The organism is Koromonas humicola (genome assembly GCF_059726255.1).
Genome location: NZ_AP040873.1, coordinates 2079459 through 2097868, shown reverse-complemented (window position 1 = coordinate 2097868; position 18410 = coordinate 2079459). Strand labels below are relative to the sequence as shown.

14 protein-coding genes are annotated in these 18410 nt (G+C 55.4%); 5 read left to right on the top strand and 9 right to left on the bottom strand.

The window, feature by feature from the left end:
- The first annotated feature begins 99 nt into the window (after positions 1–99).
- The 3 genes from AC6IZD_RS09070 to AC6IZD_RS09060 all read left to right on the top strand — a co-directional run bounded on the left by AC6IZD_RS09070 (position 100) and on the right by AC6IZD_RS09060 (position 5107).
- On the top strand, positions 100–2058 hold the full coding sequence (locus AC6IZD_RS09070) for a cytochrome b/b6 domain-containing protein (RefSeq protein ID WP_497787371.1): 1959 nt from the start codon (positions 100–102) through the stop codon (positions 2056–2058).
- 104 nt (positions 2059–2162) lie between these two features.
- Positions 2163–3695, top strand: a complete 1533-nt coding sequence (locus tag AC6IZD_RS09065) for a NapC/NirT family cytochrome c (RefSeq protein ID WP_497787370.1) — start codon at positions 2163–2165, stop codon at positions 3693–3695.
- Between the two features lie 167 nt (positions 3696–3862).
- Positions 3863–5107 (top strand): radical SAM protein, encoded by a 1245-nt coding sequence (locus tag AC6IZD_RS09060; RefSeq protein ID WP_497787369.1) that lies wholly within the window; start codon positions 3863–3865, stop codon positions 5105–5107.
- 67 nt (positions 5108–5174) lie between these two features.
- Here the strand turns inward: AC6IZD_RS09060 and AC6IZD_RS09055 are convergent, their stop codons facing one another.
- The 8 genes from AC6IZD_RS09055 to AC6IZD_RS09020 all read right to left on the bottom strand — a co-directional run bounded on the left by AC6IZD_RS09055 (position 5175) and on the right by AC6IZD_RS09020 (position 14614).
- A complete protein-coding gene (locus tag AC6IZD_RS09055; protein ID WP_497787368.1) occupies positions 5175–6356 on the bottom strand; it encodes an alpha/beta fold hydrolase in 1182 nt (393 codons plus the stop codon).
- Positions 6357–6534: 178 nt separating this feature from the next.
- Positions 6535–8721 (bottom strand): insulinase family protein, encoded by a 2187-nt coding sequence (locus AC6IZD_RS09050; RefSeq protein WP_497787367.1) that lies wholly within the window; start codon positions 8719–8721, stop codon positions 6535–6537.
- Positions 8718–10235 carry a M16 family metallopeptidase gene (locus AC6IZD_RS09045; protein WP_497787366.1) on the bottom strand — a complete coding sequence of 506 codons (1518 nt, stop codon included), beginning with the start codon at positions 10233–10235 and terminating at the stop codon, positions 8718–8720. The genes AC6IZD_RS09050 and AC6IZD_RS09045 overlap by 4 nt, the downstream gene beginning before the upstream one ends.
- A gap of 90 nt (positions 10236–10325) precedes the next feature.
- Positions 10326–11033, bottom strand: coding sequence for a metallophosphoesterase family protein (locus tag AC6IZD_RS09040; protein WP_497787365.1), 708 nt, complete (start codon positions 11031–11033; stop codon positions 10326–10328).
- Between the two features lie 19 nt (positions 11034–11052).
- The gene (locus tag AC6IZD_RS09035; RefSeq protein ID WP_497787364.1) at positions 11053–11844 is read right to left on the bottom strand and encodes a nucleotidyltransferase; all 792 of its coding nucleotides are present in this window, start codon (positions 11842–11844) and stop codon (positions 11053–11055) included.
- A 186-nt stretch (positions 11845–12030) separates the two neighbouring features.
- Positions 12031–12930: a lysophospholipid acyltransferase family protein gene (locus AC6IZD_RS09030; RefSeq protein WP_497787363.1), complete on the bottom strand. Its 900-nt coding sequence runs from the start codon at positions 12928–12930 to the stop codon at positions 12031–12033.
- A 128-nt stretch (positions 12931–13058) separates the two neighbouring features.
- The gene (locus tag AC6IZD_RS09025; RefSeq protein WP_497787362.1) at positions 13059–13748 is read right to left on the bottom strand and encodes a lipid-binding SYLF domain-containing protein; all 690 of its coding nucleotides are present in this window, start codon (positions 13746–13748) and stop codon (positions 13059–13061) included.
- A gap of 194 nt (positions 13749–13942) precedes the next feature.
- A complete protein-coding gene (locus AC6IZD_RS09020) occupies positions 13943–14614 on the bottom strand; it encodes a LuxR C-terminal-related transcriptional regulator (protein ID WP_497787361.1) in 672 nt (223 codons plus the stop codon).
- A gap of 579 nt (positions 14615–15193) precedes the next feature.
- Here AC6IZD_RS09020 and AC6IZD_RS09015 point away from each other — a divergent pair.
- Both AC6IZD_RS09015 and AC6IZD_RS09010 read left to right on the top strand, forming a co-directional pair.
- The gene (locus AC6IZD_RS09015; protein WP_497787360.1) at positions 15194–17365 is read left to right on the top strand and encodes a DUF3857 domain-containing protein; all 2172 of its coding nucleotides are present in this window, start codon (positions 15194–15196) and stop codon (positions 17363–17365) included.
- Positions 17362–18018 carry a hypothetical protein gene (locus AC6IZD_RS09010; RefSeq protein ID WP_497787359.1) on the top strand — a complete coding sequence of 219 codons (657 nt, stop codon included), beginning with the start codon at positions 17362–17364 and terminating at the stop codon, positions 18016–18018. The genes AC6IZD_RS09015 and AC6IZD_RS09010 overlap by 4 nt, the downstream gene beginning before the upstream one ends.
- Before the next feature lie 58 nt (positions 18019–18076).
- Here the strand turns inward: AC6IZD_RS09010 and AC6IZD_RS09005 are convergent, their stop codons facing one another.
- Positions 18077–18367, bottom strand: coding sequence for a hypothetical protein (locus AC6IZD_RS09005; RefSeq protein ID WP_497787358.1), 291 nt, complete (start codon positions 18365–18367; stop codon positions 18077–18079).
- Positions 18368–18410 lie beyond the last annotated feature (43 nt).

The window sequence follows — 18410 nt, the reverse complement described above, 5'->3', positions numbered from 1 at the left end:
AGAAGTACTTGAAGGATTGTCGTACTGGGCCGCCCGGGCCATTGGGTCCGGGCAGCTACTTGAGTTGCTTTATCGCCGTACCTTGAAGGTGAAGGGCTTGTGAATAAACTTAGACTTGTCTGGATTATGTGCCTGGTGTTTGTCTGCGCCGGGTTTGCATACGCAGGAACCAAAGCTGCGGCCCAGCCGAAGCCGACCAACGATGATTGTCTAGCTTGTCATAGCGATGCATCGATGGTGAACGGCAAGGCTGTGCACGGGGATGCTTTCAAAGGTTCCATTCACGGTTCCATGTTCTCCTGCGTTGATTGTCACACCGATATCAAGGCCCTTCCGCACGACGCGGGTCTTGCGAAACCGACCTGCACCACCTGCCATGCCGATCAGCAGAAGATGTTCGACAATGGTGTGCACGGAAAGGCGTTGGCTGCCGGCAATGCTAAGTCGCCAAATTGCGAAAGCTGCCACGGCAATATTCATGAGATCCTACCGGCCAGCGATCCCAAGTCCCGTACCGCCAAGGTCAACGTCCCGAAGATGTGCGGCCAGTGCCACGGTCAGGCGATGCCTGGAATGCCCGGCAAGCCTGCCGTCGCTTATCAGGAGTCCGTTCACGGTAAGCTGGTAGCCTCCGGAAACGAAAAGGCTGCGGTCTGTTCTGATTGTCACGATGCGCACGACATTCGCCGCGCTGGTGACTTCACCTCGCCGATCTTCCGTGCCAACGTTCCCAAAACTTGCGCAAAGTGCCATAGCAACGAGCAGGCGCAGTTTGCAAACAGCATTCACGGCAAGTCTCTTGCCTCCGGCAACGTACATGCTCCGGTCTGCATTGATTGCCATGGCGTTCATACGATCAAGGCTGCTAACGACAAGCTGTCGTCTGTATCGGCAAGGAACCAGGGTGATCTCGCTTGTGCGCAGTGCCACAACAACGTGCGCATGACGCAAGAGTTCGGCATTCCGGGTGGCCGTACGGACAGCTACAACGCCAGCTACCATGGTATGGCGAACGCAATGGGTTCCAAAAGCACGGCGAGCTGCTCTTCTTGCCATGGAGCTCACAACATTCTTCCCTCGAGTGATCCTGCGTCAGCCACCAACTCGGCTAACCTGGTTAAGACTTGCGGACAGTGCCACCCCGGTGCGAATGCCAACTTTGCCAAAGGTCAGGTTCACCTTGATCCCGCGGCCGCCGCAAAAGCTGACTTCGGCGTCAAGGTCAACACTTGGGTACGCAATGCCTACATCCTGCTGATCATCGCCGTTATTGGCTTCATGCTCGCGCACAACCTGATGATCTTCGTTCGGAAGCTGGCAGACCGCAAGAAGCATGCTGCACACCATGCGAATGGTCCTCGTGTCGTTGTCCGTATGACGAAGAATCAGCGGATTCAGCACTTCCTGCTGTTCGTATCGTTCTTCACTCTGGTGCTTTCGGGCTTCGCATTGAAGTGGCCGGATGCGGCGAACCGTTTCATCTTTGTTAATGAAATCGGACGCAGCTACGTTCACCGCTTTGCGGGCGTCCTGATGATCGTTGTCAGCATCTATCACGTGTTCTATCTGGCCTGCACCAAAGACGGCCGTCGCATGTTTATCGACATGTTGCCGGAACTGAAGGATGCAACGGATATGGTGGATGTGTTTGCTTACTACCTTGGATTCTCTGACAAGAAGCCGCAGTTCAAGCGCTTTAACTATGCGGAGAAGATGGAGTACTGGGCGCTTGTTTGGGGCACGTTCGTGATGGCTCTTACCGGCTTAGCTGCCTGGTTCAAGGTGATGTTCGCCAGCTTCGTACCGCGCTGGTGGATTGACGTGGCCATCACTGTCCACTTCTATGAAGCAATTCTCGCTACCTTGGCTATCATCGTATGGCACTTCTACCAGGTCATACTCGATCCTGACACCTACCCGGTGAACTACGCGTTCCTCGATGGGAAGATGTCAGTCGAGCATTATCAGGAAGAACATGGACTTGATTCCGCAACTCTCGCGCAGTATGCGGGTGAAGCTGGAGACAAGGCCAAAACCCATCACGTAGTCACCAAGTAGTACGGCAGTGTGCGGCAGCAGGTTAACCCCTGCTGCCGCATCGTTAGCGCCGAGTCTGCAAGATAGGACAGCGTAATGCCGCACTACCGTTGCAGGAGATTCGAATGACCGACCCTGGGCCGTCCACGCCCAACGAGCCCCCGCGCGAGGGTTTCTCTTACAGGTCCTTGGCGCGAAACTACATAAGCCTTTCCGGAATCGCCCTGTCTGGGATTGCTTTAGCCAACATCATCGTTCTGTTTCTCATTGACATCACTTCTTCACAGGCTGCGCCTTACATCGGAATCCTGGCTTACATGGTGCTTCCGGGCTTTCTGATTCTGGGCCTTCTCATTGTCGCTCTCGGCATTTGGCGCGAACGCAAGCGCCGTTTGCAGGCCGTTCACGGTACAGCCCCCCTTCCAAGCATTGACCTCAACCAACCAGGAGAGCGTAGTCGTCTGATCACGTTCGTCGCCTTCGTGGTTGTGTTCGTCATGCTCAGTGCAGTCGGTAGTTATCGGGCGTACGAATTCACTGACTCAACGACATTTTGTGGGGAGCTTTGCCACACGGTCATGCATCCGGAGCACACTGCGCACTCTCATTCTGCGCACGCGCGTGTGACATGCGTGGAGTGTCACGTCGGGTCCGGCGCGAGCTGGTACGTGAAGTCGAAAATGTCTGGGTTGCGACAGGTGTTTAAGACTGCTCTCAATACCTATCCACGGCCGATCGAGACGCCTGTTGCAAATCTGCGCCCCGCATCCCAAACCTGTGAGCAGTGCCATTGGCCTCGCCGTTTCTGGGGTGCGCAATTGAAGGTGTTCAATCACTTCAGTTCGGACGAAACGAACACACCTCGCCAGCTCCGGTTGCTGATCAAGACCGGCGGCGGAGAGCCAAGCGCAGGCGAAGCTGCTGGTATCCACTGGCACATGAATATCGCGAATAAGATTGACTACCGCAGTGATCCGAAGCGCCAGACAATCTCTTGGGTTCGTCTCACGGATGCCAGTGGCAGAGTTACCGAGTACACCGCGTCTGGAGCAGATCCAGCGGCCGTCAGCAAACTGGAGCAACGCCGCATGGATTGCGTTGACTGCCACAATCGTCCGACTCATGTGTACAATCCCCCGGATAGAGCGGTTGATCAGTCACTTGCTTCGCAGCGAATCAATGCTACCCTTCCATTTGCCAAGCAGCAGGCCGTCCAAGTGCTAACGGCGCAGTACAAGAGCACGTCGGAAGCAATGACCGCGATCGCACAGCAGATTCCAGCGTTTTACAAGGAGAAGTATCCGCAGATCGCCAGTGCCCATTCAGGGGACATCCAGAACATGGTTCTGGAACTCCAGCGCATCTTCCGGAACAATATCTTCCCCGAGATGAAGGTTGATTGGCGTACGCACCCGGATAACGTGGGCCACTACTATTTCAACGGGTGTTTCCGTTGCCATGACGGCAATCACACCAGCAAGGATGGCAAGGTAATTACGAAGGACTGCAACTCTTGCCACACGGTGTTAAATCAGGAGGAGGGAATTCTTCCAGCTTCTGTCGCTAACACTGCGATGACTTTTAAGCATCCAGTGGATCTCGGTGATCTAAGTGCTGTGAATTGTTCTGACTGCCACAACGGAGGCGTCGGACCGTAGTTAAAAAGAGCAACTCACTCCCGGCAGCCAAGGCTGCCGGTTTTTTGTGGGCGACCTTGCGAGTGACGTGCATCACAATCGTTCTGTGACTAGAGTCATGGCTCCTTGGTTATCCGGCCTCGTATCGTTAAGTTGCGATCAGAAGAAGATTGCTGTCAGGAGATTTCATGAACGCGAGCCCTCATGTCGGCGCCGGAAAACATCTGCCGCGCCTTATTTTTTGGGAAGTCACAAAAGGCTGTAACCTTCGTTGCGTGCACTGCCGCGCTACCGCCACAGAGCTTGCGTCTCCATCCGACCTTCCCACCGACAAAGCACTGAACATCATCGATCAAATCGCAGAATTCGCGAATCCGATTCTGGTGCTCTCGGGTGGTGAGCCGCTCTATCGCCCCGACATCTTCCAACTCGCAAAGTACGCAACGGACAAGGGGCTACGCGTCGCCTTGGCTACCAATGGAACGCTGGTCACCAAGGAAATAGCGCAGAAGATCGTTGATGCTGGCGTGAAGCGTGTATCCATTTCGCTCGACGGTGCCAACGCCGAGACACATGACAGTTTCCGCAAGATTCCGGGAGCTTTTGATGCTGCGGTCTACGGCTTCAAGAACCTGAAATCGCTGGGCATGCCGGTGCAGATCAACATGACGATCGCCAAACATAATGCCGTTGAACTTCCTGCCGTGTTGAACATGGTGCGCGGACTCGGTGCCGATGCCCTTCACACGTTCTTGCTGGTTCCGGTAGGCTGCGGTGTTGATATTGCTGACTCGCAGATGGTCTCCCCGGAAGAATACGAGAAAATCCTGAACTGGTTCTATGATCAGGCCGCCGTGGGCGATATCGAACTGAAGGCAACCTGCGCCCCGCACTACTTCCGCGTGGTACGTCAGCGCCGCACGGCTGAGCGTAAGCAGGAAGGCTACGGTGCTGCTCCGGCCGCAACGACCGCTCCTGCGATCGGCGCAACTGAGATGACGATGCCGGGATCCACTGGGATCGCGTTCAAAACGGACTATGAGAAGTTCGGCAAGAGCGGAATCCGTCACGACGGAATGCCTCACCCACATGGACACCCAGGCGGCGACCCGAATGCTATGAATGCGATGACCAAAGGCTGCCTCGCTGGAACTGGAGTCTGCTTCATTTCATTCGAGGGCGAAGTTTTCCCGTGCGGCTACCTGCCCGCAGTCGCTGGCGATTTGCGCAAGCAGCCTTTTGCGGAGGTCTGGAACAACTCGGCTGTATTCGCGGATCTTCGCGATACAGATAAACTGGAAGGGAAGTGCGGCTGCTGTGAATTCCGCAACGTCTGCATGGGATGCCGCGCGCGGGCCTATGCCGCGACCGGAAACTATATGGCGTCCGAACCCTTCTGTGTGTATCAGCCGAAGGCTATGGCCACCAAGTAACTGCATTCAAACATTGCAGAAAGAATGGCGCGGACGAATCCGCGCCATTTCCTTTGGAAGCGCGAACTTAATTCGGGCTGACCGTCACGTCCCCGCCTGCTGGCTTCTGTCCGTAGTTCACCCATTTGACGAGTCCGGTAAATGCGTTTGCCACTTCTGCCGCCTCGAATTCGCAATGCCCAAAGCGGTTGACCGACTGCTGCACTAGAAGGGCATCGTGATGCTGGTGCTCCGCCAGCAGATGGTAAACCTGCTCATGCCAGAAAGGCACCAGAGGATCGCGCTGGGTATGCAGGGTAACTGTAGGAATGCTGACCTTGCCGGTAGGTTGGTAGTAGCGGAACAGGTACTCAAATCCTTCGACCGTCCCAGCCACTCGCTCCACTCCGGCATTCAAAGCCTTGTCATTGAGCGACCCAGCGTACCAGATGAATCGATTGTCGTATGGGCTGGCAAGATGGGTTCGATACAGCACATCGTTCACATAGCGGACGTCGAATCCAAGGACCTCGATAAGTCCCGTCAGAACTTCTTGAGGGGAGGCAGCCTCCAGCCCCACCGTGGTTGCTAGTTGCACAGTCGGAGGAATCGGATTTGCGGCTGTTGGGGTGAACCCATTCAGCAGTGCGACAGCAACGTTGAATCCGACGTTTCCCGGCGTGAACGGATCATAAGTCTGGGTGGCAGTGTGTAGCAAGGTTCCGGGTATGACTCCGGGGAAGAAGTAGTCGAACAGGACACGAGCGTTTCCGACATACTCAACTTCCAGAGGGCTACCGCCCAGTAGTCCGCACATTGGCAGCGCACCGGCGTATTTCTTTGGGAAGCGCTCAGCAAGGTCCAGAACCACCGCACCGCCCAACGATGCGCCGACAAGGAACGTCTTCGCAGGCTTGCCATACAAATTCGTGAAGGTGCCTAGCAGATGATCGGTGTCGAGCACGCCTTCCTTGATCGCAAATCCGTTCGCGGCGTAGCTGGAGTAGCCAACTGCGAAGCCTTGCGCCACGAGGCCATCGCGCAACTCGGTGAACCCCTTGTCACTCGGTAACGCGATCGGTTCCTGGGGATCGACAATGCCATGTGCATACAACACAAGTTGATGATTCCAGTTTGCAGGTTTCACAAACTGATAGAGCGACCCATCTTCGGCGGTTCCATTCAGTACCTGCTGCGCACTTGTGCTTGCGACGGCAACGAATAGCAGGCAGATCAGAACAGGCACACGAATTCCTAAACGATGGTTCATTCGAGCCTCCATGTGGCGCTTCTCACTCTAGAGCTGACGAAGGGCAGCTGTCAGAGTCGAGACACTGCGCCAAGATGTAGGAAGAGAGTCTCTGCGGAAAGGATGGCTGATGAGCAGGATAGTTATTCAAAGAGGGAAGCGGGTGTGCCCTTTGAGAGCGCACCCGCCTGGTTCAGCTCTACTGCGCCGGTTGTGATGGTTTTTGGAACAGCTTTGGATCGATCGAAGGATTGATTTCCATCGAGTTCAAGCTCATTTTCGCCACCGGCTGACCACCGTTATCGACCTCATAGCGAGTCGGATACTGCAGGCCATCGAAGTTCTTCCAGTCTGAGTACTTCATGGTAAGCGTTGTCGGTCCGGACTGTCCTACTTCGGAGAACTGCTCCTGTAGGAGTTTCCCATCCGGGCCGATCCACCACTGCGACCTAGTGCCGTCCGCATTCACATCGACCACGGTCGCTTCCGCATCGCCGAGCTTCTCTTTGCCAGTGACGCTGAAGCTATATTTAGGGTCGTTTGCGTGCTGGAGCACGTTCAGAAAGTCGCGTTTCAGAGCGGCACTTTCCGAGCTGCGTTGGCTGGGTGGCAGGTCCCGAACCTGTGCTCCCATGGCCATAAAAGCCGCCTCGGGAGTGACGATTCGCAGCAGTTCACCCTGTGGCAGGGTCATTTTCTGCGCCTGCTTGTCGGGATACACAATACTCTGATCGACCTTCACTTCCATGCCTTGCTGCGTCAGCGACATTGCCTGATGCAGAGTCTTGATGGCATTTACCCTGTTTGCGCCACCCAAGGCCTCGACAAGCTTTGAAACAGCCGCTTTTCCTTCTGCAGTGTTGCCCGGAGCCTTGGTTGTTCCGGTCTTCACTTCCGGCGAGGGAATGGTAATGTCCACCGGTGTCACGGGACCGAGTGCTGCAAGTTGCTTATCAAACTCGCCGCTGTTCCCAACGACAAGCACCTTCAAATCTTCCTTGTGAACGTACTTATTCGCAACGCGGAGCACGTCAGAATCCGTAACCTTCTCGACTCCAATTCGGTACTGTTCCAGAAAGTCGCGAGGATAGCCGTAGAACTCATACGTTTCCTGCTCGCGCAGTACCTTGGCCGGGGTATCGAAGTTGAAGATGAAGGAATTCAGAATCGCGTCCTTCGCACGCTTCAGTTCCAGGTCACTCGGAGGTTCCTTTTTGAGTTGATCGACCTGCTCCCACAATCCTTTGATCGCCTCGGTGGTGGTCTCCGTTTTTGTTCCGATCTCCAGGACCGTCAAGCCAGGATGATCCCACGAACTGCCCACTCCTCCGCTGACCGAGTATGCCAAGCCGGCCTTAGTACGGAGATTGCTGAACAAGCGTGAGGAGAAGCCGCCTCCAAAGATTTCGTTCATTACCTGAACAGCGTAGTAGTCAGGGTTCTTACGCTCGATTCCCAGGCTGATCATTCGAATTTCGGTTTGGTTCACATCGCTCTTGTCGACGACGTAGATACCGGGCTTCGCGGGGGCAATCGTGACCTTCGGATCAGGTACTCGTTCGCCTTTGGGCCAATCGCTAAAAGCCTTGCGCAGGGTAGCTTCCATTTCCTTTGAATCGAAGTCGCCAACCACGCCAAAGATGATATTGCTGGGAGTCGTGTGTCGCTTGTGCCACTGCAATAGGTCTTCGCGAGTGATTGCCGCGACAGTTACGTATTCGGGGATGCGCGCGTAGGCACTCTGCTTGCCGTAGCCAAGAAGATCCTGCTGCATTGAGGCAATATCTTCAGTCTCATCATTGCGGCGCGAAATCGCGCTGTTCATCTGCTTCTTTGCCAGCGCAAGCTTGTCTTCGCGGAAAGCAGGATTGCGCAGCAGGTCGATAAACAGTCCGAGCACGTCGTTGAAATCAGCTTTCAGGCAGTTGAAGCTGATTGAGGTGTTTTCTTCCGCCCCACCGGTTTCAACCTTGGCCGCACGCGCTTCGAGGAAGTCATCGAGTTGGTCTCCGGAAAGCTTGGTGGTGCCACCGGTTCTCCAAGTCGAACCGTAAATCTCAACTAGCCCAGTCTTTTCCGCAGGTTCAGAAGCGCTCCCGCCGCGAACCAGTGCGGAGCCGGAAATTAGGGGTAGCTCATGGTTCTCGGTCAAGAAGATGACCATTCCGTTTGGTAGGGCGACTCGGCGCGGCTCCTTAGGTTTAAACGGAGGGAGTGCTGGAATCGCAATCTGCTTCCAGTTTGTCGCCACCCCTGGAGTTGACGTTGGGGCTGGTTTCGGCGCGGTTTCCTGTTTGGTGGCGTCATTCTTCGTCGGTTCTTGGCCGTACATAGAACCGACTAGCAGTGCAGCGCTCAGCATTACGATTAGGGATTTTGTGTTCATTGCATGCCTCCCTTTGCTGCGCTCTTCTGGGTCTCAAGAATTCCAACCGTGCGATTCGTGTCCACGAAAACCTCATTAGCTATGCGTTTCACGTCTTCGTTTGTCACTGCGTCAATCTTGTCGATGCGCCGGAACAACTCACGCCAATCACCGTACTTCAATTGATTCTCAGCAAGGTTTATTGCTAGCCCCTGATTATTTGCGAGACTGCGGAGCAGGGCTGCCTTCGATCGTGTCTTCACCATCTTCAGTTCATCTGGCGTGACACCCTCGCGCTTGAGCTTATCGATTTCTTCGTGAATCGCGCTGGCCATCTCTGTGGCGGTGTGGTCCTGCGACGGCACTGCATAGAACGCGTACAGGTTGCGGTATTTGTCTCCAGGGAATCCGCTAAATCCCGCGGCTGCGACAGCGAGTTTCTTGTCGCGTACAAGTGAGCGATAGAGCCGCGATGTGCGACCTTCGCTCATGACACTGCTGATGACCGAATACACGGGATCATCCTTGTCGCGGAAGTTCGGGCGCTGATAACCCTCGACGTAGAAGGGTTGCGAAGGATCGTGCAGCAGTACTGTGCGTTCCGAGTTCTGCTTTGTCTGCGCGGTTACGTATTCTTCAGGCTTCGGGCCAGAAGGAATACGGCCGAAGTAGCGTTCCACGATGGCGAAGGTCTTTTCTGCATCGAGGTCGCCGACAACCGCGACGATCATATTGCTTGGAACGTAGTACGTTTTGAAGAAATTGGACGCATCTGTGGCAGAGAAGTGCAAGAGGTCACTCATGTATCCAATACCGGGGCGGTGGTATGGGCTGCCGTCGTACGCCGCAGAGAGAAACTGCTCCACAAGCCTTCCCGTCGGAGAAGAATCGGTGCGCATCCTGCGTTCTTCCATCACGACGTCACGTTCTTTGTAGAACTCGCGCATCACAGGATGCAGGAAGCGCTCTGATTCAAGATACGCCCACAGTTCGAGGCGATTTGCGGGGAGCGAATAAAAATACTGCGTGCTGTCGAGACCCGTTGAAGCATTCAGCCCGACACCACCATTGCGCTCAATGATCTCGCCGAATTCGTTCTTGACCACGTACTGGTCCGCTTCCTGGCGTGCCTTTTCCCATGCGGCCTTCAGTTCGGCTACTTTCTTTTCGTCGTGGTTTACGACACGGTTTCGTTCGCGATCATAATCGGCGTAGGCTTTCTCAACCTTCTCCAGAGCCGCTGATTCCGAAGCGAAGTTCGTTGTGCCGATATTGTTGGTGCCCTTGAAGGCCATGTGCTCCATCATGTGCGCCAACCCGGTCTTGCCCATCGGGTCCTGCGCATCGCCAGCATCAACGATGGTGAAAAAGGAAAATACAGGCGCTTCGGGCCGCTGCAACAGCAGCACTGTCAAACCATTGGGAAGAGTCCTGACCTGAACTCTTTTCTCAAACGACGAGAGATCCTGTGCGAGAGCTGTCTGCAAGGCGCAGAACAGGACGAGCAAGGGAAGGTAGGCCTTCAGCCGTATCATCGTGCCTCCGTGGAAGCGTTGTGCTTCCGAAGCACGAGTTTACAGCCGGGTTATAGAGCCTGTCGAACGTACGCTGCCACAGCGGCTTTTCTAGACATTGAAGACACGGTACGGCGTAGTGAGTCCGGTCGATTGCAGGATGGGAAGGGCAACGTTGTGCACCGGCGTGCCGCCTGTGGTCTTGCCATCAGGGGCCCCATGATGCGCATGTCCATGTACGACCAAGTTTGCGCCATGGCGATCGACGACTTCCGACAGGCGCGAGTTTCCGAGGTAAGGATAGATCTCAAGCGGCTCTCCTTTTACGGTATCGCCGATCGGAGCGTAATGAAGAACGACAACGCGCCTCTCTGTCCGTAACTGTGACATTGCGCGTTCGAGCTTTAGTGCTTCGTCGATGGAGGATTGCACGAACGCTTTCACTTCTGGTTCACCAAAGGCAGTGAGGATGCCGCGCCCAAATCCGCCGAGAAATCCCTTTGTTCCAGCGAACCCTACTCCATCGCGCTCATAGCCGCTCCCGTCAAGAATCTTGATTCCTTCGGCGGACATCATTTTCATCAGCTCTTCGTGCTGACCACTCTCGTAATCGTGATTACCCAGGACAGCAACGATGGGAAGGCGAAGGCGGACCAGCATTGTGAGCAGCGAATCCATCTCTGCTGGCTTGCCATAATTTGTGAGGTCGCCCGCTATAACTAGCACGTCCGCGTCATCGCGCACGCGCAACATCTGCTCGCGAATCTTGTCGTAGTTTTGTGGACTGTAGTGAAGATCAGCAACTGCCGCAATCCTCATTCATTTCCCTCGATGTGCGTTATTGGTCGCGCTCCTCGCGCAAGCGATCGTTCAGATTCACCATGCCCCATTCCTTCACGTCGATCGCGAACATCTTGTCGTCAATCAGGCTGCCTCGGAAGGGAGCGCTCGCGTTTGGGTGATCCAATTCTTTCCTCAGACGCGTGAGGAGATCGTTCCAGAGTGCTCGCGGAACGTAGGTGGAATGTGCCGGGTAGATGTACTCATAGAGAACCAAAGCCCAGAGCAGCACCATCCAGTGTTCGCCAGCTAAGTGCAGAATACGACCCCAGTCGAGGTTTCCCGCAGTGCCGTGAATGACGTGCACGATATCAGCTCCGTCAAATCTCTCGCGCCTGGTGACAAAGAGTTTGGAGGCGATCAGTTCCTCGGCAGCAAGGACTTTTACTGGGAGACCGAGCACGTCGGCTATCGTCGCACGCTCGATCCAATCGTGCTTCACTACGATCACGGCATTGCTCATGCCGGTAATCAGGTCAACGAAATAGTCACCACGACGCGCCTTACAGAGCCAAACCGGATCACATATCTCCGTTTCAAGCCCCTCGGCAGCGAGGATGTCGAGAGCACGAGGAACGTCCTCGTGTGCGATAAAGAGATCAAGGTCTTTGGTGTCGCGCCATATACCGGTGTGCTCATGAAGGGCAAATGCGCCACTCACTGCAAAAGGGATCTTACGTTGTGTGAAGAGGGTGAGCACCTCAACAAACATCTCACGCTGCTCTGGCGCGAACTCTGGAGGTGTAGAGCTGCTCACCGGGAGTGCCTTTTCGCCCTCAGCCATAGCCATTGGATGTCGAACTCGCTGACAATGTTGCGGTTCGGAAAATAGAGGAGACGATTAACTCAGGAGACAATACATTTCAAGCCGCAGGGTTCCTTTATAGTATATGGTTTCGGCGGCGGGGAACCGAATTGCTCAAACAAGCAACAGAAGAAGCTTGAGTGTTGCCGACCAAGGATATTAGAGAGCTAGTTAATACAGGGAAGGTTGACCGGAAGGACGCGTCTTCCAACGTCGATGCACCCAGAGCCACTGGTCAGGATATGCTCGTACGATCTTCTCAATCGCGGCGGTGTAGTTCTGAGTGTTCGCAATGGCGTCGGCTTCGTCATCGCCGGTGCAGACAGTGGGAATAGCTGGTTCAAAGTGAATGCGGTACTTTCGGATTGACTCATCCCAGATGGTAAATGCGGGGAGAACGGCCGCGCCTGTACGCATGGCAACTCGGGCGATGCCTCCCGCGGTGCAGGCAGGCACGCCAAAGTAGTTTACGAAGACTCCCTGTGGTGGGGTCATGTTGGTGTCCATCAAGGCACCAACGGTTTCGCCTTTCTTCATTGCGACAAGAAGTCCGCGGGCGTACTCATCTTTATCGTGAGTCTTGTTGCCATGCAGAGTGCGCAGGCGACGAACCCAACGGTCGAGCAATGGATTGTCGAGATTGCGGACGACGATGTTCAGCCAATGCCCGTGCATGGAATGGACAAAGGAGCCGATTTCCCAGCCTCCGATGTGCGCGGTCATAAAGAGCACGCCCTTGCCGCGATCACGCGCAGCGATGTAGTTCTCAAGGCCATCGTAGATGGCGATTTGGTCCACTGTGCCTAGTTTGTAGTCGGGAAACTTCGGGACCTCAGATAAGAGGCGACCCAATGAGCGATAGACTCCACGCAGAATCTGCTCGCGCTCGGGGACTGATTTCTCAGGTAAGGCGAGTTCGAGGTTCCGCATTCCTACCCGCCGCAGGCGAGGATGAGCCCAATACACCAGCATGGCAATCGCATGAGCGAGAGCACGCGCCATGGGGCGCGGCGACCATCGCAAGGTTTGTGCGATGAGCCATACAGGAAGGAACTCCAGCCAAATTCGCATGAGTAGAAGCTGAACGTATCAAATTGCGAGTTGCAAGGTCAATGGTAAGCGCGTGGTCTGCGGAGCACAAAGCAAAAGCCCCATTCGCGTGCAAGAAACTCGAATGGGGCTCGTGAGGATTGTTGCGATTACTTCTTCGCTTCAGTTCCAGGACCAGCGTACTTCACGAGTATGTCCTTCCACGGGGCAGATTCCTTTGGCGATTCGATGTTGCCGGTAAGGATGGTTTTGAACGGAACCATGCGACCATAGAAGTCCCGCGTATCATCTCGGTGCTGGGTGATGACGGCACCATTCAGCGAAATTCCTGCAAAGACACCGCGAGTGCGTGAGTAGGTAAGAACCTCGGCGCGCATTTTCCAGTCGGTGGATGCATCGGCGTGGCGACCTACGGGCCCGGCGGCAACGCTGGCGTCAGCACCGAGTTTGAACTTACTTTGCAACAGGTTGTTCATGCCCTGATCATTCATGATGAGCATGATGATGTCTGCAGCCTGACCGCCAATCTGGAATCCGAAGCTTCCGCCGCGTACGGAGAAGAATGCGGGAGCACTCCAGCCCTTCTCAGTTCGGCAACTTGCAACTCCCTTGCCGTACGCTCCGCCAACACCAAAGGCGGCTTTCAACATGCTGGGAATCACGGCGACGCACTTTGCGCTGGAGAAGACTTCCTCTGGCACACCTTTGTCGGGAGCCGCCATGATTTCCTTGATGACATTGGCACCGCTCTGCAGGCGCTCAACATCGTCGGCGCGATCTCCTGCCACTGCCGCAGTGGTTGAGAGAAGCACAACGATTGCAATCAGAATCTTGTTCAATGCAGTTTCCTTCCGCTCATGAAGTGAGTCCCTGAAAGATCATAACGCGAGTAGGAGGGCAAAAGTTTCGGTGGAAATCGAACAGACAATGGCTGATGTCAGTTCGGCGAAGTCTTGCGTCTCCAAGTTTCGGAGTTCAAAAAAGGAAAACCCACATCAACGATGTGGGTTAGCGCGAGAAAATTGATATATGTCTATCTGTTCGATACAAGGGAATGGGTGATGGCGTGCACGGAAAGCGCGATGCGGTTTTGTACGCCTACTTTGCGCATCAGTTTGGCAACGTGAGCCTTGACCGTGCGCTCTTCGATGCCAAGGGCAGCGCCGATTTCCTTGTTGGAGCGACCAGCAACGAGAAGCTCGAGAACTTCCTTTTCACGGTCGGTGAAAGTCACGCGGCCAGCAGGGAAGATGCGTCCGGGAGATGACGTCACGCGTTCGATAAAGGTTGAGAGGACACGACGCGGAGCCCATACAGATCCTTGGTGGACGATGCGAATGGCCATTGCGAATTCATTGGGGCTCGCAGCTTCATCGACGTAGCCCTTGGCACCGGCAGCAAGAGCTTTCAGGATCATTTCGTCGTCTGCGCCCGCACCGGTCACAATGATGCGCAGATCGGGACGCTGTGCTTTTAGCCCTGCCATTACATCGAACAAGTTCTGATTACCGCGGCTGCCGAGCAGAATGAGATCGGCGTCAGTGTTGTTAGCAATGTCAGTGGCCGAGGCAGAGACGAGTTCCATGTCCGGTTCGGTATCAAAGAGAGCTCGGAATCCGATGAAACGCAGCGGATCGCTCTCGACTACCGCGATCTTAATTTTATTGGTCGGGGTCGATGCGCTGGACTTGTCAGATTCGGTCATTTCCGCACCTCTCTTCTTTGCCGGAGCTGTGGCCGAGGCATTCTTTGTTCCCGAAGCATGCACCATGGAGTAAGCATACTCAGCTTTTCAGAAAAAAACACACAAAATGAACCTTCGACATTGTACGCAGGGACACGTCCCAAAAGAGAGTCGCAGGTAGGTATTTGGCGGACAAGGATGTAGGACCTAAGGACCGCTTTGTGGGGAAGCGGCATCGGCGCACCCTAGGCATGGAAATTAAGGTGTGTAGCGGTTGCAGAGCGTCGTGTAAAAGCGACATTCTGTCCATCTCTCACAAAACAAAAGCAAAAGGTGAAAACTGCACCAAATTCGTACTTTCGGACCTAAGGAAATTCCTACTAGGTTACTAAGTGCTCCTGTGCATTCCCGCTCTGTCCTTCATGGGGCAGAATCGATGCATACCTGAACGAAAGCATTCGAACTGAAGCTCTGAACCGTACAGGAAGTGAAAGCCTCGGGGAGGGTGGGGGGTTCGGAACCCAAAGCGGGAGGCAGTAGTCTGCCAGACTCTGTTGTTCACTGCGGACGTTCAGCATTCATTCGGTTCTGCAGGGGAGCATGAGGGTCCGCCACTTACTCGCTGGAATTCTGTCACTAGCAGTCTTGCCCACAGCGCAAATGACTGCGCAGGCGCAAGGGCATTCGCGAGAAGTCCAGGCCATCGAGCTGCAATTCCTATCTACAAAAGACCCAGCACAACGCAAAGCTCTGATCAACGAACTGAAGCAGCTTTCGGCAGAAGGGAAGTGCTTCGGCGGCGAAGACGCTAAGGCACTAAACACTGCCATCTCGGCCATGCTGCCCGCGGCCAACACGGCCGACGAAGCTGACGCGCTGTTGCGCATAGGTTCGTTGAATCCAGCAAAGGCACAGCAGGCCGGAATCAATTCGCAGGACGACGCGGCATTCATGGTGAATGCGCGACAGGTCGCCACGAAGGCGAAGCACGCAAATGGGGACGTTGAGACACTGGCTGATATTCGCGTCGATCGTCTTCGCAAAGACACCTTGGGACGCGACGGTCTGACCTCAGCTCACGTACAGCAGGTTTGGCGAATTAACACAGCCCAAGGCGCACGGAGCTTCTCGCCGCGTTCGATCATGTATGCGTCGATGAGCGAGATTCTGGATGTGGTGCGGGCACGCGTGCTGAAGCGTGATGGGCGGGAAATCGCTGCATCCATCTCGGCCGATCAGCCGGTAGTCGAGCGCGGAACATCGATGTATTTCGATTCACGCTCGCGCGATCTGCACTTCTCCCAACTAGAGCCGGGCGATGTGGTGGAACTTGAGTATCGCCTCCAACCGGCGACAGACGTGAATCCGTGGGCGGGATATTATGCGCGGCTCGATATTTTTAGAGACTCGTTCCCCGCGCGGTTGCGTCGGAGGGTGGTAGTCGCTCCGAGCAGTATGAAGCTGTATGCCGTTGAGCGTGGGGTGCACGCGCCAGCCGTTAGGCAGAGTGGGGAAGAAACCACTCGAGTGTGGGAGATGACGGAAATTCCTGCGCAGCCTTTTGAGGTTCTCTCGCCCGGCGGTACTGCATCGGCACCGTACTTACATCTGTCCACGATTGGCTCGATGAATGACTTCGGAGTTTGGTACAGCGCATTGCTCGAGCCCAGTCTAAAGCTGGATGGAAAAATGCTGGCGGCCGCGGAAGACATTCGAGACCGCGATCTGAGCCTGCAAGGCAAGGTTCAGGCCGTATATGAGACGGTGCAGCGGAGCACGAAGTACATCGCATTTGAGTTTGGAGTGCATAGTTACCAGCCTTATCCGGTTTCGACTGTAGAGCGGCGTGGCTTTGGCGACTGTAAGGACAAGGCCGCGATGATTGTCGCGTTGCTGCGTGCTGTGGGCGTCTCGGCGGAGTTTGCCATGGTGCGCACGCGCTCGGCGGGCGACGTGGCGCCGAATGCGTACTCGGTGCAATTGTTCAATCACGCTGTAGCTTATGTGCCTTCGTTGGGGCTCTTTTTGGATGGAACGGCTGAATGGGCCGCACTGGGCGAACTTCCCGGGGATGACCAGGGGGCGCTGGCAATTACGGTTGATGAGCAGGGAAAGGCCACACGCAGGGTGGTGCCTTTCTCGCCCGCGGAGTCAAACCGCATCAGCCGCGAGGTTCGGGCACGACTGGATAAGGCAGGACACGTCGAGTTCGAGTCTCAGACGAAATTCGAGGGATACTTTGCCGCCGAACAGAGGCGCAATTCCGAGTCGAACGACCTTGCAGGCAGTTATCGCGCGACACTCGCTCAGTTCTATCCCACGGTAAAGATTGCTCACGCAGTAGCAGAGGGTACGGCGCGAGCCTCGCATGCGGTGGATCTGAAAATTGAAGGTTCAATCGATGCAGCTCAGGGCGAGCGCGAGGTGACCCTGCGCAGTTCGCTCAACACCGCCGGACTGATGAAGAAGTATGCGCCGGAACGGATCAGGCTAAATCCCGTGCTGGTACCGGTGACACCGAGTGAGCACGAAGTGTTTGACTACGATCTGCCGGAAGGCGCCGACGCCGTGCTGCCGACGAATACGAAACTGCATACACCATTCGGCAAGGTCGAAGTGAGCTATTTCCTCGACGGAAGCAAGCTTCGGATTGAAACCTACACAGAACTGGTTCCGCTGACGGTGAAGACAAAGGATTACGCGGATTTCCGGGAGTTCTGCAGAGCGGCGGATGAGGCGTTGCAGCGGGAAGTAAGGATCAAGCTGCCATGAAGATGAAATTGTGGATCTTCGCAGTGGCGCTGCTCGCCGTGAGTTCCGTTATTGGCGCAAGCGCGCAGACGGCTGACGACCGCATGAATGAAGGCGTGCAGCTGGAGAAGTCGCGCGAAGCGGGGCTTCTGACGGACTGGCACGTGTGCGGGCATTTTGGACATAAGGGGACGGAGTTTTCAAGGCAATTTGCTCCTGAGAAGGAAGCCGCAAAGCAGGCTCAGAAAGGCGCACGCAGAACATTTGAGCGCCAACGATACGAGCTAGTCTTTCCGGAGGGTACGTTCACGCTGCCGATCGAAGTGTCAGCGCAGGGTGGCGTGTTCTATGCGGTTTCAAGCACGTACCTGACGAGCGGTGGCGAGTGGAACGTGTATCTCGAAAGCAATGCTGACTCGGTTGTGTTTGTGGATGGCCGACGCGTGGTGGCGCGCGGGCGGAGCGCAAATGGAGCCGTCAGGGGAAAGATTCACGTCGAGAGCGGATACCACATGGTGATGGTGAAATTCACGGCACAAGCCGCGCCATTCCGTGTCGCGATTCTTCCGCCGAACTCAGGCTCAAAGAGGAAGAACAACACTCCATACTTGCAGGCAGCGCCGACGATGGAAGATATGATGGCCGCTGTGGGACAGAGCACAGCGGGAGAGTAGGATTCCCGGCGCTTGGCAGAGACCCACCTCTGCGAGGGAGCAGAGGTGGGTCCCAAAATTAGTCGCTGTATTCGTGGCGGAACTGCTGGTAAGCAGCAACGCTCCGGCGCTCGGCGTCTTCGGCGAAGCGTTCGCTGAGGCGGCTGAGAGTCGAGAAAATCTGGGTGGCCCGATTCACGTAATCGGGAGCGTTCTCCCATATGGATTCGAAATGCTCTGGGTACTCACTGGCGAGCAGGGCGAGCCCCCCGGCGATGGATGCAATGCCGACATTTCGACGTCCTGTTAAGGCGAGCAGGGCTCCGGCACCAACGGCACTGCAAACCACGACTTTCTTCCAATTCTGCATAATCTCCTCCGCCGGGGAAAAAGCCGGCTCATCAGAACAAGAT